Consider the following 13,727-nt stretch of genomic DNA (forward strand, 5'->3'; position numbering starts at 1 on the left):
AAGGTTTACCACACATTAAACAAACGCTCGTTTACTTAATGCCCGGCCGTAGTTTTTCATAAATACAGTTTTTTGCAACCCCTTATAAATCATAGGGCAATAAAACTATCGGCCAGTTACATAATTATTTTAATCCAGAATTGTAAAAAGAGCCAATTACCTACTGATTTATAAACTTTTTTGCAGAAAATTAAGAAAAATCATCATAAAAGGTATGGTTAACATCGAGAAAAGTGTCTGTCCGGTGATAATGGCAGCCATCATTTGCACATCCCCACCAAGCTGACGCGCCAGAATATAAGAGGATGCAGCCGTTGGTAAGGCCGCGTACAACCAGATAATTTCAGCATTTGGCAATCCCAATACAACACAGATAAGAAAGGCCAATAATGGCATTACTAACAGTTTGATCAACGAGGTTGCACAAAGCGCTTGGCCACTTTTCATTAGGACCTTAAAACTCAGTCCTGCTCCGACAGATAACAGCCCTAAAGGCAGAGCCATACGACCTAGGAATTCAGCGATAGGCATCAGCAGATTCGGGAAACCTACCCCTGTCTGATTTAGCAACAAACCACACAAGCTACCAACAATAAGTGGGTTCTTTAACAAGGCTAACAGCACACTCTTAAAATCTTGAGTGCTACGGGTAAAGTAGGAAAAGACCAGTACACAGCAGAAATTCAGCAAGGGGATCATGAGCGCCATCACCACTGCACCGACCACTACCCCTTGAGGACCAAACAAGGTTGCCGAAGCAGCTAAGCCCACATAAACATTGAAACGAACTCCACCCTGATAAATGGAGGTAATGCCCGCTGCATCGACCCTCAAGAACGGTTTTGCCAAAAAGACAAACACACTGCCACCCAAAACCAGCAACACAACAGCCAACCCCACCTGATCCAAGGGGACAGCAGTCATATCGGTACTAGCTAAACGGGACACCAACAAGATAGGAAACAGCACAAAGTAAGTCGCCTTTTCCGCCTGCCCCCAAAAGTCATCGGTTAGAAATCCGCTCTTTCTCGCCGCATAGCCTAATAAAATAAGTGCAAATACCGGCCATAGAGCACTGATAATTTCGATCATAGTGTTATAGTGATCTTATAAAGTTAATAATGATGTACAGAGTGGAGCCTACAATGATGACATCTCTTGTCTTAACCGTCATCGGTCCTGATAAACCAGGTCTGGTCGAAATGCTAGCGCAAACCATTACTGAAAATGGCGGCAACTGGCTTGAATCCGGTATGTCCAGATTAGCTGGAAAGTTTGCCGGCATTCTAATCACCGAAGTTCCTGAAGATAAAGCAGCTACATTAACTGCAGCGCTAACAGCGCTAGATGCTCAAGGCTTGAAGGTAACAGTTGAGCAATCATCAGCACCAGAAACCACTGGCGCATCTCAGCACTTTAAACTTGAGTTGGTTGGCCATGACAAACCTGGCATCGTGCGCGATATTTCTAGCGCACTAGCTAAACGCCACGTAAACGTTGAACGCCTAAACACAGAACTCGTGTCTGGTTCTATGTCGGCTGAATTGCTATTTAAAGCCGAAGCTGAGTTACTTGCATCCAGCGACCTTGACTTAGATGAGCTGCAACAGGATTTAGAAAATATTGCCAGCGATCTAATGGTTGATATCAGCTTAGATAAATAAGCCATACCGCAGACAAACAAAAAACGCGCTTACCTTTCTCAAGGCAGCGCGTTTTTTATTTCTAAGATGAGCGATTAACCACGCGCATCCAATTTAGCCTGACCACGCTTCACAGCTGCACGCACCTGATTTGGTGCTGTACCACCAATGTGATCACGTGCTGCAACAGAACCTTCAAGGGTTAGCACTTCAAATACATCCTGCTCGATCGTATCGGAGAACTGAACAAGCTCTTCCAACGTCATTTCACCTAGATCTTTATTCTGCTCGATACCGTAGGCTACAGATTTACCTACAACTTCGTGAGCATCACGGAAAGGCATACCTTTACGCACTAGGTAATCAGCCAAGTCTGTCGCTGTAGAGAAACCGCGAAGCGCCGCTTCACGCATACTCTCTTTCTTAGACTCAAGCGCAGGCACCATGTCAGCAAATGCACGTAGACAACCTTTCACTGTATCGATCGCATCAAACAGCGGCTCTTTATCTTCTTGGTTATCTTTGTTGTATGCCAGTGGCTGAGACTTCATCAACGTTAGCAAGCTCATCAAGTGACCGTAAACACGACCGGACTTACCACGTACAAGCTCAGGTACATCTGGGTTCTTTTTCTGCGGCATGATAGAAGAGCCTGTGCAGAAACGATCTGGCAGGTTGATGAAATCAAACTGAGCAGATGTCCATAGAACCAACTCTTCAGACATACGCGTTAGGTGCATCAATAAGATACTAGACGCGGAACAGAACTCGATCGCGAAGTCACGATCAGAAACCGCATCCAAAGAGTTCTCAGCCGGAGCATTAAACTCAAGTAGCTCGCAAGTTAGGTCACGCTGAATTGGGTATGTTGTACCCGCAAGTGCTGCAGCACCTAGTGGCATGATGTTGGCGCGCTCACGGCAATCTTCGAAACGGCCGAAGTCACGCGTTAGCATCTCAAACCACGCAAGCAGGTGATGACCAAAGGTCACTGGCTGAGCTGTTTGAAGGTGAGTAAAACCTGGCATGATCGTATCAGCTTCACGCTCAGCAATACCCAATAGGCCCTGCTGTAGACGCGTAATTTCAGCCAAGATCAGGTCGATCTCATCACGTAGGTACAAACGAATGTCGGTCGCAACTTGGTCATTACGAGAGCGACCAGTGTGTAGTTTCTTGCCCGTGATACCAATTTTCTTAGTCAAAGCCGCTTCGATGTTCATGTGCACATCTTCTAGCTCAATTGACCATTCAAATTCGCCACGCTCAATTTCGACACGAATTTCGCCAAGACCACGGATAATATCGTCACGCTCTTCTTCTGTAAGAACGCCTGCTTTTGTCAGCATCTTCGCATGAGCAATAGAACCGCGAATATCCTGCAGATACATACGCTGATCAAATTCAACGGAAGCCGTAAAACGCGCAACGAAAGCATCCGTTGGCTCATTAAAACGACCGCCCCACTGCTGGTTAGTTTTATCACTCATGGGAAAACCTCAAATTACTCGGAGACTTAATCAGCTATTTTTAGCTGATATCACAAAATTTGCGCGACATTATATCATGCCCTTTCGCTTGAGGTGTCTATATCGCGCCCTGCAATCTGCTACAATCGGCAACAAATATTAAATATGCCGTATTTGAGACTACTTTTATGAGCAGAACCATCCGCATTGCTACCCGTAAAAGCCCATTGGCCCTATGGCAGGCAGAATATGTAAAAGCCGAGCTAGAACGCCATCACGCAGACATTAAGGTCGAATTACTCGGCATGGTATCTAAAGGCGACAAGATCCTTGATGCACCACTAGCCAAAGTGGGTGGTAAAGGCCTGTTTGTAAAAGAGCTAGAAGAAGCAATGCTAGCCGGTGAAGCTGATATCGCGGTTCACTCCATGAAGGATGTACCAATGGAGTTTCCAGAAGGCTTAGGTTTGGCCGTGATCTGCCCACGCGAACAACCAACCGATGCTTTTGTCTCTAATACTTACAACAGCATTGATGAACTACCTCAAGGCGCTGTAGTCGGCACCTCTTCTCTACGTCGTGAAGCGCAAATTCGCGAAAAGCGCCCTGACTTAGAGATCAAATGGCTTCGCGGTAACGTCAATACACGTCTCCGTAAGCTAGATGAAGGTGAATACGATGCGATCATCCTTGCCTCTGCAGGTCTGATTCGCCTAGAGATGCCTGAGCGTATTCGTTCAGAAATTTCTGTAGATTTCAGCCTACCGGCAGGTGGCCAAGGCGCTGTAGGCATTGAGTGCCGCACAGATGATGCTGAATTGCATGAATTGCTTAAGCCTCTACACGACACCGAAACGGCTTGGCGTGTAACCGCAGAGCGCGCAATGAATAAACGCCTAGAAGGAGGCTGTCAGGTACCTATCGCCTGCTACGCGACGCTGAACCATGACAACTCTGAACTATACCTACGCGGCCTAGTTGCAAAACCAGACGGTACGTTGATTCTACGCGACGAACAACGCGGCGCTCCGGCTGATGCCGAAGCCATTGGCGTAGAACTGGCTGATCGACTTTTAGCCGCAGGTGCTAAAGAGATTTTGGACGCTGTATATAACAAAGCAGATGCCTAACTCTTTAGCCAACCTTAGGGTTCTGGTGACACGTCCAGAGCATCAGGCCCAAAAGCTTACCGAACAACTCCGCGCCCTTGGCGCGGAACCTATCCCCTTTCCGCTACTCAAAATCCAACCTATTTCTGAAATTGATGAAAACTTTCATCCGCTGAAACAACACATTTTAGATCTCGATCTATTTCAGCATGTCATTTTTATCAGCCCAAATGCGGTAGAGATTGGCTATGAGTGGATCGACTTATACTGGCCTCAACTACCACTTGGCGTACAATGGCTAGCCATCGGAAAGCAGAGTGCGGCATTATTGAACAACTATGGTATAGATGCCTATCACAGCCCTCTGGGGTACGATTCAGAAGCGCTATTAGCATCACCGGCGCTGCAACAGATTACTGGCGATAAGATTTTAATTATGCGAGGCCAGGGTGGGCGGGAAAAATTAGCCACTGAACTTCGTGCACGGGGAGCAGAGGTTAGCTATGCTGAACTCTACCGCCGTGAATGTCCTGCATATTCCGACGCTGATATTGCCGATGCCCTTTTTAATCGGCCTTTAGATGCCATATTTATCAGCAGCGGCGCAGGACTCGACAATTTACTGGACTTGATACAGCGCCCTAATGGCAAATTCAGCACTGATTCACTATTACGCTGTCATCTTGTTGTGCCCAGTGAACGTATTAAAAAAGCTGCCGAAGCAGCTGGATTCAACAGAGTAACCACGGCCTCGGGGCCAGACGATCAAGCAATGATCGACACCCTGAAGCAGTCACTGACTTTTGCGGAAATCGACAGATGAGCAACAAAAAGAAACAATCGCAGGAAGACAATAAAACCACTCAAGATGTACCTGCAACTGAGGTTGTTGAAAAAGTGGTTAAAGAAACTACAGAAGCAGTCGCTGAACAGGAAGAAGCCGCTGCAGAAGAGACTAACAAAGAAGCAGAAGAAACAACGGCTGAAGCAGACAATATTGCTGCATCAGAACAATCTGCTCCTGAACCAAAAGCAGAGAAAGAGAAGAAGCCTGCAACATGGCCTGGCAAACTAGCACTGCCTATCTCAATTATCGCTTTAGGAGCTGCTGGTTACCTGTATTGGCTATCTCTGCAACAAAGCAATAGCGTCGCTCAGAATAACGCAGCGATTGAAGCTCAGGTTAGCTCCTCTCTAAGCGATGCACGCGGCTCGCTCGATCAAGCATTAGCTGGCATGAACCAAACCTTGGGCCAACTAAAATCTCAAAGCCAAGCTGACAAAAACAACATTGATGAGCTACAGGCACGTCTAACGAAAAGCATCCAACAGGTGACAGCTAATCAGAAAACCAATCGTAAAGACTGGCTTCTGGCTGAAGTCGAATATCTATTACGTCTCGCTAATCAGCGCGTACTGATGGAGCAAACCTCTGCAGGTGCACTGAAACTACTGAAATCTGCTGATAAGATCCTAAAAGAGACCGACGACGTTTCCATTTACGATGTACGTAAGGCTTTAGCTGCTGATATCGCAGCATTAGAAGCAGTACCGGTATTGGATACAGAAGGCGTATTCCTGCAGCTTGGCGCATTGAACAATCAGGTACAAAACCTACGTTTAATCCCAATTTCTAAACAGCACAAGCTACCTGATCTATTAGAAAAAGTGACGCCAGAAGTGGTCGAAGAGTCTTGGACTGCCGGTCTAGAAGAATCATGGAGCAAAGCAACCGACAAACTTAATAAGCTTGTGGTTATCCAGCACCGTGATGAGCCAATTGAACCATTGCTATCACCACAGCAAACATACTACCTACAGCAAAATCTTCACCTAATGCTAGAACAAGCTCAGCTTGCTCTACTACAGCGCAAGCAGTCATCTTATGATGCCAGTCTAAACAAAGCGCACGATTGGGTTTCTACTTACTTCGAGCAAAGCGACGGCACTACACAAAGCTTGCTACGCGGCATTTCTGAGCTGAAGAGCGTTAAAGTAACGGCTGAGATGCCAGATATTTCTGGTTCTCTACGCAGCCTGAAGAACTACCTTGCTCATATGACAAAACTTAAGGAACAAGGGGCTTCATAATGAAAAAACTTGTCCTACTTCTGCTGATCATTCTAGCTGGCGGTGCATTCGTCGGTGAGATGATGATCAAAGATTCAGGCTATGTCTTGATCGCTTATAACCAAACAACGATCGAAACCAGCCTGTGGGTTCTTCTCATCGTTTTGGCTGTAGGTTTTGTCATTGGTCACTGGCTATTGAACTTAGTCACTCATACTCAGTTGCCAACCACTAAGCTAAAAGCTTGGAAAGATAACAGAAACCAGCTAATCAGCCGTCGTAAGACGCTGAAAGGTCTAACTTCTCTATCCGAAGGCAACTGGGCTCAAGCGCAGAAACAACTAGCTCAAGCCGCTGAACGCTCTGATCTACCGCTAGTAAACTACCTTGCTGCGGCAAAAGCTGCACATGAGCAAAACAATGAAGCTGCTGCTGACGAACTTCTACAAAAGGCACGCAACACAACACCTGAAGCCGAAGTGACTGTTGCTATCTCTCAAGCTGAGATTCAACTATCTCGTGGTCAGCTAGAGCCTTGCCTAGCAACGCTTCTACGTTTACGCACACTAGCACCTAAAAACACATACGTGATGAAGCTGCTGAAAGATGTTTACCTTCGCCTGAATGACTGGAAAGCGCTTTCTCAACTGATTCCTGCACTGCGTAAACACCAAGCGCTGAAAACGGAAGAGCTATATGAACTGAGCGCGGAATGCTGCACTCATATTCTTGAAGACAGTGTTAGCAAACTTCCAGTGGAAACCAGCGAAGAAGACCGCCTGAAAGCATTAAGCGATGCTTGGTCTGATCTGCCAACAGAGCAAACTAAGAATGGTGAGATCGTTCAGCATTACACCGAACTACTGGTTTCTCTTGGCGCCGAAGATCGTGCAGAACAAAATCTTCGCAGTTTGATTAAGAAAAACTGGGACGAGAAACTGGTTACATTGTATGGCCGCATCAATGGCGAAAATGCCAAGAAGCAGCTTGATAGTGCACGTAGCTGGCAGAAAGCTCACGCTGAAAGCCCTGAACTATTGTTAACCCTAGGTCGCCTATCCTTACGTAATGAGCACTGGGGACAGGCAGTTAAGTACTTTGAACAAAGTCTTGAGCTAGATGCAAAACCAGAAACATTAGGTGAGCTAACGCGCCTACTTCGCCACCTAGGCGAAGATGAAAAGGCACAAGGTTTACTACAAGAAAACCTAAACATTGTGGCATCAGGCTTACCTGAACTACCAATGCCAGTAGAGCAAAAAGCTAGCGCTTAATAGCCTTACAAGACCATAAAAAAGGATGCTTTATAGCATCCTTTTTTATTTATTCCGTTTGCACTAAGGCCTCCATAGCCTGCTCAGCCCAGTGCAGGCTATGTCGATAGGCCACATCAAAAAACTCTTTACCAAAAGGAGAAGCTTCAACCTCTTCCCAATCCGCTTTTTCGAAAGCAATCACAACTTTCAGCAATCCACCTAAATCGCCTTCAAAATCAGATATTGCATGCTTAATGCTGTCATCTAGGGGAATCTGACGCAAAATTTCATCCATTTCTACATCTAATAAGAGATCTAACTGAGAGATCATTCCCACCATAAAAGCACTGTCTTGCTGCAAAGCTTCGGTCGATTCGGCCAACAACTCACACATCCGACCACGGACCAATAGGTTTCTAGCAAGCTCTTCGGGTTTATCAGGGTTACTGGCTAATGTAATAAGAGTCGCCCACTTCCGTATTTGATCATGCCCCAAGATAACCACCGCCTGCTGCATAGAATCAATCGAACGGTTCTGCTGATAGGCAGCTGAATTAACCACTTTTAGAATTTTAAAACTAAGCTTAGGGTCCATGATAATCAGCTCTTCAATTTCTGAAGGCGTAATATCTGGACGCTGCAACTGTTGCAAAAGCTGCATTAAAGCCGCGCTATTACCCGGCACATCTTTCCCCAGCACCTTAACTGGACGACTAATAAAACCGCCTTGAAACAGCTTAAATCCAACCTTTTTACAGAACTGCAGGGTTTCAAAGTCATCTACATTTTGCGCTAATGCGGTCTTTTTTGCTTTATTCAGCGTGGCTACCAGCTTTTTGATTTTAGTCCGATGCATCAAACTAAAATCAATTTTGATGATATTGACCAACTTAATTAAGGGGATGAGGTGAGGTTGCATGGAGAACCCATCCAAAGCAATTCGGTACCCTTGTTTAGAAAGCATTCTAAGGTGGGTGATAACCTCTTCAGTCACTGTTATATCTGGATGGACTTCAATAACTATCTCTTTTCTAGGCAAAGCTAGAGAACTCCCCTCCTGCAGCATAGAACTAGGAAAAGGGAGAAAGACGGGAACTTTATGGATATGCCCGTCTTGAAACAGGCTGGTGAAGGTATGCATAACGAGCATTGACCCTTCCGTTTCAGGATCAAACAACGAGTCTTCGATGTATTCAGAATATTGATAGCGCAGCTGATAAGAGATGATCTTGAGGTTTCGATCAAAGATAGGCTGCCGAACCATCAATACTTCAGAGCTTTGCCCTTCCATAGAACTCAAAAGTCCCTGAGGTGTTATGGATTTTATACAGCTTATCCCGCGACTGAAGTTATTGCCAGCCAAAAGCAAAAGAGGAGCTTGCAGCTCCTCTTTCATTTACTCTAGATCTCTAACCTAAGGGTTATCTGCGCTCACTTTTCGCTGACTGACAATCTGCCACAGAAACTCAACCGCAGCGACAACCAGTATCGTATAGCCCATAAGCTCAGTTCCCTCTTCTACAATATTCTTCACGACCCTTACATAGCCATCGCCCATCACCGCTTCCCAGAAGGAACCTCGACCAAACAGGCGCGAAAATACCAATACAACTAAGATACCGCTCAGATAGATACCAGCACTAGACAGTTTCGAGAATTCAATTAAGGAAGGTTTGACCGGATGCTGCTGCCTAATCAAATATAAAGTCGATGTAGCAATCAAGATGCAAACCAGCGTCTGCCATGCGCCATCAAACATATTCTCATCTAAGAAAGCATCAAACTCACGAATCAGCATCATGCCACTCAGCGTCGCAACAACCACGGCAGCTGGGCGCAACGTGTCACTGTAATAAGCGCCGACTAAAAATAGCATGCAGGTAACGAAAGCAAACGTATCATGCATCAACTCTGTCGCCGAACCTTCATCATACTTACTCTCTGCCAATAGGGCATAACCTTCCATTGCAAAGATATTTGCTACACCTGCCATAAATAGCAGATAAACAAGGGAACGAATCATTAAGGCAGCGAATGATTGCATCTGAATACATCCAAGTAAGTTGATAAAAACAGGTAAAACGTCTAGCTAGCGCAATTCTGGCTCGGCGTTTATCGATAACCGCTCAGATAGAGATCCATAACTAAGCGATTAGGGTAAGCGCGAACCGTGGATTCTAATAAAAAATGACCAGAAAAGCATTTATAAGAAAGCTTTGTTACACCTAGCTAGTGTAAAACACGCTTTTAAGGATGATTGAGCAATAAAAAAGGAGCCAAAGGCTCCTTTTTAAATAAAGAGGTGAATTAACTCTTAGGTCTTGGCGCATAAGCAAATACATCAGAATGCATATTCGCTTCTTCAAAGCCACGTGGTTCACACGCATCTAACAACGCATAAACCATTCCTGGAGAACCACTTGCAAAAATTTCTACATTCTCAAAATCGGCAAAATCTTCTAAAACAGCATCCGGTAGAAGGCCTGTACGACCTGTCCAACCAGGGCTATTTTCAGGTTCGCTCACAATAGGCTCAAAGTGAACATTTGGATGCTCTGCAGCCCATTGCATTGGCAACTTTTCCAAATACATGTCTTCTTCTACACGCGCGCCCCAATAGATATAAATTGGGTTACCAAATTGATTAGCCAATAGATGCTCTACCACGCTCTTCACTTGCGCAAAGCCCGTGCTCGCCGCAGCCAAAATCAAACGCGTATCAGGTTTTAGTTTATGAGCTTGTAGGTAGCAATCACCTTTAGGCAGTTCAATCTCTACCGTTTTTTCGCTTTTTAAATGTCCGATAATCGCATTAGACATTTCACTCTCAGGCATATGACGGATATGTAACTCGATATCACGACCCGTATCTGGCGCAGAACCAATAGAAAATGAAGCCTGTTTACCGTCTGGCAAAAAGATATCTAAATACTGACCAGCAAAAAATTCGGCAGATAGAGAAGCCGTTGCAGGCATTTGCAGGCGGATGCGGTACACATCATGGTTTAGCTTTTCAAATGCCTTAATATCACAAAGGAGCTTTTTCACAGATAACTCTCCAGGGCTTTTTAACCCTTCAATCCTGACCCTTACATCACTTAAGGGTTTACATGTACATGCTAGTACACTTGGTGCACTACGAGTAGTTTGAACGCTATCAACAGAGAGATGCAGTTCCGGATAGCGTTGTTTAATTTCGCCTTCAAGCAGCTTTACTTCGCAAATTTCACAGACACCATTGCGACAGCTGACGCGCATTTTATACCCTGCTCGATGCAAACTTTCCAGCAGGGTTTCATCTGATCCAGAAGGAATTTCATCCCCGTTATTTTCGATCAGAATATGCTTAGGCATAGATCACTTTAAAATACCCAATTCGTCCCAGATATCGTCCACTTTACTCTGAACTTCGGGATCCATAACGATAGGCTCACCCCACTCACGAGTTGTTTCACCTTCCCATTTATTGGTCGCGTCCATACCCATTTTAGAGCCGAGGCCTGACACAGGCGAAGCAAAGTCGAGATAATCGATCGGTGTATTATCGATCATCACAGTATCTCGCTGAGGGTCCATCCGCGTAGTGATCGCCCAGATCACATCATTCCAATCGCGGGCATTCACATCATCATCACAAACGATCACGAATTTGGTGTACATAAACTGTCTTAAGAACGACCAGACACCCAACATCACACGCTTTGCATGACCCGGATACTGCTTCTTAATCGTCACTACCGCCATACGGTAAGAACAGCCTTCAGGCGGCAGATAAAAATCGACGATTTCAGGGAACTGCTTCTGCAGAATCGGTACGAATACTTCGTTTAGCGCCACACCTAAGATAGCTGGCTCATCTGGTGGACGGCCAGTATAGGTGCTGTGATAGATTGGGTTACTGCGATGGGTAATTCTCTCGACCGTAAATACAGGGAAGCTATCAACCTCGTTGTAGTAACCTGTATGGTCGCCAAATGGGCCTTCATCCGCCATTTCGTCCGGATCAATATAACCCTCTAAAATAAACTCAGCGCTAGCAGGTACATGAAGATCATTACCAATACACTGAGTAACTTCCGTTTTGCCACCACGCAGCAAGCCCGCAAAAGCATACTCAGACAAAGTATCAGGAACCGGTGTCACTGCACCCAAAATTGTTGCAGGGTCTGCGCCCAAAGCAACGGCAACAGGGAACTTTTCACCCGGATGTTCCTGTTTCCACTCACGAAAATCGAGTGCACCACCACGGTGGGCGAGCCAACGCATAATCAGTTTATTTTTACCGATTAATTGCTGACGGTAGATACCTAAATTCTGTCGCTCTTTATTAGGACCGCGTGTAATCACCAAAGGCCAAGTAACCAACGGTGCTGCATCCCCCGGCCAGCAAGTTTGAATAGGAAGGGTATTTAGATCAACATCATCCCCTTCAATCACATGTTTCTGGCACGGCGCTGACTTAACCAGCTTGGGGCCCATATTGAGCACTTGCTTAAAGATAGGCAGCTTTTCCCAAGCATCCTTCATACCCTTAGGTGGTTCAGGCTCTTTTAATTGAGATAAGAGTTTACCTACATCTCTCAGCGCTTCTACAGACTCCTCTCCCATACCCATCGCTACACGTTCAGGCGTACCAAACAAGTTAGCTAACACTGGATAATAGGAGCCTTTCGGGTTTTCAAACAGCAAAGCAGGACCGCCTGCTTTGAGAGTACGATCACTAATCTCGGTCATCTCCAGATTAGGATCAATCTCTTGCTTAATACGCTTTAACTCGCCACGCTCTTCAAGCATGTGGATAAAATCACGCAGATCTTTATATTTGGGTGTCGCCATAATCAGACCTAGTAGATATAAAAAAGGGCAAGCAGATGCTCACCCTTTAATACGCAAACCGGTTTACTTCCGTTTCATCGAAAGGAAGAATTCGTCGTTTGTTTTAAAGTCTTTCAGTTTGTCGATTACAAACTCTGTCGCTGCAGTATCTTCCATTGGATCTAGAAGCTTACGCAGGATCCACATGCGCTGTAGTTCTTCTTCAGATGTAAGAAGATCTTCACGACGCGTACCAGAACGACGAATATTGATTGCTGGGAATACACGTTTCTCAGCAACTTTACGATCCAAGTGAACTTCAGAGTTACCTGTACCTTTGAATTCCTCAAAGATAACTTCGTCCATCTTAGAACCCGTATCAACCAACGCAGTTGCGATGATTGTTAAGCTACCGCCCTCTTCGATGTTACGCGCAGCACCAAAGAAGCGCTTAGGACGCTCTAGAGCATGCGCATCAACACCACCGGTGAGTACTTTACCGGAAGATGGGATAACTGTGTTGTAGGCACGAGCCAAACGCGTAATGGAATCCAGAAGGATAACCACGTCTTTCTTATGCTCAGTTAGACGCTTAGCTTTCTCGATAACCATCTCAGCCACTTGCACGTGACGTGATGGCGGCTCATCGAAGGTAGATGCAACCACTTCACCGCGAACGGTACGCTGCATCTCTGTTACTTCCTCAGGGCGCTCATCGATTAGCAATACAATCAGGTGAGTTTCTGGGTTGTTACGGGTGATGCTGTTAGCAATGTTCTGTAGCATCAGGGTTTTACCGGCTTTAGGCGGTGATACAACCAAAGCACGCTGACCTTTACCCATTGGGCAAACCAGATCGATAACACGTGCAGTCAGATCTTCTGTACTGCCGTTACCAATTTCCATCCGCAACCGATCCTGCGCAAATAGAGGCGTCAGGTTTTCGAAAAGAATCTTATTCTTCGCGTTATCAGGCTTATCGTAGTTAATTTCATTAACTTTCAATAATGCGAAGTAACGCTCACCATCTTTAGGTGGACGAATCTTACCCGCAATCGTGTCACCTGTACGTAGGTTAAAACGACGAATCTGACTTGGAGATACGTAAATATCATCCGGGCCAGCTAGGTATGAGGAGTCAGCGGAACGCAGGAAACCAAAACCATCCTGCAGAATTTCTAGGACACCATTACCGTAGATGTCTTCACCGCCTTTCGCATGACGCTTAAGAATAGCGAAAATAACATCCTGTTTACGGGAACGAGCCAGATTATCCATTCCCATGCCTTTGGCAATTTCAAGTAACTCGGGAACGCTTTTTGTTTTTAGTTCGGTAAGATTCATAGTTTGAAGAAAAGAAGCACG

The 13,727-nt window shown here is 45.5% G+C and carries 12 protein-coding genes; 5 read left to right on the forward strand and 7 right to left on the reverse strand.

Annotation, left to right across the window (positions count from 1 at the left end; translation table 11 throughout):
- Positions 1-168: 168 nt before the first annotated feature.
- The gene (locus ACMXYU_RS16125; RefSeq protein ID WP_415899458.1) at positions 169-1,092 is read right to left on the reverse strand and encodes an AEC family transporter; all 924 of its coding nucleotides are present in this window, start codon (positions 1,090-1,092) and stop codon (positions 169-171) included.
- Positions 1,093-1,145: 53 nt separating this feature from the next.
- Here ACMXYU_RS16125 and ACMXYU_RS16130 point away from each other — a divergent pair, with 53 nt between their 5' ends.
- Complete coding sequence (locus ACMXYU_RS16130) at positions 1,146-1,664, forward strand: glycine cleavage system protein R (protein WP_415899459.1); 519 nt, start codon at positions 1,146-1,148, stop codon at positions 1,662-1,664.
- Between the two features lie 74 nt (positions 1,665-1,738).
- Here ACMXYU_RS16130 and argH read toward each other — a convergent pair whose 3' ends face one another.
- Positions 1,739-3,133 (reverse strand): argininosuccinate lyase, encoded by a 1,395-nt coding sequence (gene argH, locus ACMXYU_RS16135; RefSeq protein ID WP_415882776.1) that lies wholly within the window; start codon positions 3,131-3,133, stop codon positions 1,739-1,741.
- A 167-nt stretch (positions 3,134-3,300) separates the two neighbouring features.
- Here argH and hemC point away from each other — a divergent pair, with 167 nt between their 5' ends.
- The 4 genes from hemC to ACMXYU_RS16155 are packed head-to-tail and all read left to right on the forward strand — an operon-like array spanning position 3,301 to position 7,565.
- Positions 3,301-4,242, forward strand: coding sequence for a hydroxymethylbilane synthase (hemC, locus tag ACMXYU_RS16140; RefSeq protein WP_415899460.1), 942 nt, complete (start codon positions 3,301-3,303; stop codon positions 4,240-4,242).
- 25 nt (positions 4,243-4,267) lie between these two features.
- Positions 4,268-5,044 carry a uroporphyrinogen-III synthase gene (locus ACMXYU_RS16145; RefSeq protein WP_415899461.1) on the forward strand — a complete coding sequence of 259 codons (777 nt, stop codon included), beginning with the start codon at positions 4,268-4,270 and terminating at the stop codon, positions 5,042-5,044.
- A complete protein-coding gene (locus ACMXYU_RS16150; protein WP_415899462.1) occupies positions 5,041-6,312 on the forward strand; it encodes a uroporphyrinogen-III C-methyltransferase in 1,272 nt (423 codons plus the stop codon). The genes ACMXYU_RS16145 and ACMXYU_RS16150 overlap by 4 nt, the downstream gene beginning before the upstream one ends.
- Positions 6,312-7,565, forward strand: a complete 1,254-nt coding sequence (locus tag ACMXYU_RS16155) for a heme biosynthesis HemY N-terminal domain-containing protein (RefSeq protein ID WP_415899463.1) — start codon at positions 6,312-6,314, stop codon at positions 7,563-7,565. The genes ACMXYU_RS16150 and ACMXYU_RS16155 overlap by 1 nt, the downstream gene beginning before the upstream one ends.
- Positions 7,566-7,614: 49 nt before the next feature.
- Here the strand turns inward: ACMXYU_RS16155 and ACMXYU_RS16160 are convergent, their stop codons facing one another.
- The 5 genes from ACMXYU_RS16160 to rho all read right to left on the reverse strand — a co-directional run bounded on the left by ACMXYU_RS16160 (position 7,615) and on the right by rho (position 13,706).
- The gene (locus ACMXYU_RS16160; RefSeq protein ID WP_415899464.1) at positions 7,615-8,838 is read right to left on the reverse strand and encodes an EAL and HDOD domain-containing protein; all 1,224 of its coding nucleotides are present in this window, start codon (positions 8,836-8,838) and stop codon (positions 7,615-7,617) included.
- A 123-nt stretch (positions 8,839-8,961) separates the two neighbouring features.
- Entirely contained in the window at positions 8,962-9,591 is a 630-nt protein-coding gene (locus tag ACMXYU_RS16165) for a hypothetical protein (RefSeq protein WP_415899465.1), read from the reverse strand.
- Between the two features lie 263 nt (positions 9,592-9,854).
- Entirely contained in the window at positions 9,855-10,901 is a 1,047-nt protein-coding gene (locus ACMXYU_RS16170; protein WP_415899466.1) for a 2Fe-2S iron-sulfur cluster-binding protein, read from the reverse strand.
- A gap of 3 nt (positions 10,902-10,904) precedes the next feature.
- Positions 10,905-12,383 carry a 4-hydroxy-3-polyprenylbenzoate decarboxylase gene (gene ubiD, locus ACMXYU_RS16175; RefSeq protein ID WP_415899467.1) on the reverse strand — a complete coding sequence of 493 codons (1,479 nt, stop codon included), beginning with the start codon at positions 12,381-12,383 and terminating at the stop codon, positions 10,905-10,907.
- Positions 12,384-12,446: 63 nt separating this feature from the next.
- Positions 12,447-13,706 (reverse strand): transcription termination factor Rho, encoded by a 1,260-nt coding sequence (gene rho, locus ACMXYU_RS16180; RefSeq protein WP_007021413.1) that lies wholly within the window; start codon positions 13,704-13,706, stop codon positions 12,447-12,449.
- Positions 13,707-13,727: the final 21 nt, after the last annotated feature.

Origin of the sequence: Neptuniibacter sp. QD48_11 (genome assembly GCF_047778095.1) — a bacterium.
GTDB lineage: Bacteria > Pseudomonadota > Gammaproteobacteria > Pseudomonadales > Balneatricaceae > Neptuniibacter.

What these genes read in the sequence shown, in the direction of transcription:
- ACMXYU_RS16125 (WP_415899458.1), bottom strand. Translation starts at nt 1,092, where the DNA reads ATGATCGAAATTATCAGTGCTCTATGGCCGGTATTTGCACTTATTTTA.
- ACMXYU_RS16130 (WP_415899459.1), top strand. Translation starts at nt 1,146, where the DNA reads ATGATGACATCTCTTGTCTTAACCGTCATCGGTCCTGATAAACCAGGT.
- argH (WP_415882776.1), bottom strand. Translation starts at nt 3,133, where the DNA reads ATGAGTGATAAAACTAACCAGCAGTGGGGCGGTCGTTTTAATGAGCCA.
- hemC (WP_415899460.1), top strand. Translation starts at nt 3,301, where the DNA reads ATGAGCAGAACCATCCGCATTGCTACCCGTAAAAGCCCATTGGCCCTA.
- ACMXYU_RS16150 (WP_415899462.1), top strand. Translation starts at nt 5,041, where the DNA reads ATGAGCAACAAAAAGAAACAATCGCAGGAAGACAATAAAACCACTCAA.
- ACMXYU_RS16155 (WP_415899463.1), top strand. Translation starts at nt 6,312, where the DNA reads ATGAAAAAACTTGTCCTACTTCTGCTGATCATTCTAGCTGGCGGTGCA.
- ACMXYU_RS16160 (WP_415899464.1), bottom strand. Translation starts at nt 8,838, where the DNA reads ATGGAAGGGCAAAGCTCTGAAGTATTGATGGTTCGGCAGCCTATCTTT.
- ACMXYU_RS16165 (WP_415899465.1), bottom strand. Translation starts at nt 9,591, where the DNA reads ATGCAATCATTCGCTGCCTTAATGATTCGTTCCCTTGTTTATCTGCTA.
- ACMXYU_RS16170 (WP_415899466.1), bottom strand. Translation starts at nt 10,901, where the DNA reads ATGCCTAAGCATATTCTGATCGAAAATAACGGGGATGAAATTCCTTCT.
- ubiD (WP_415899467.1), bottom strand. Translation starts at nt 12,383, where the DNA reads ATGGCGACACCCAAATATAAAGATCTGCGTGATTTTATCCACATGCTT.
- rho (WP_007021413.1), bottom strand. Translation starts at nt 13,706, where the DNA reads ATGAATCTTACCGAACTAAAAACAAAAAGCGTTCCCGAGTTACTTGAA.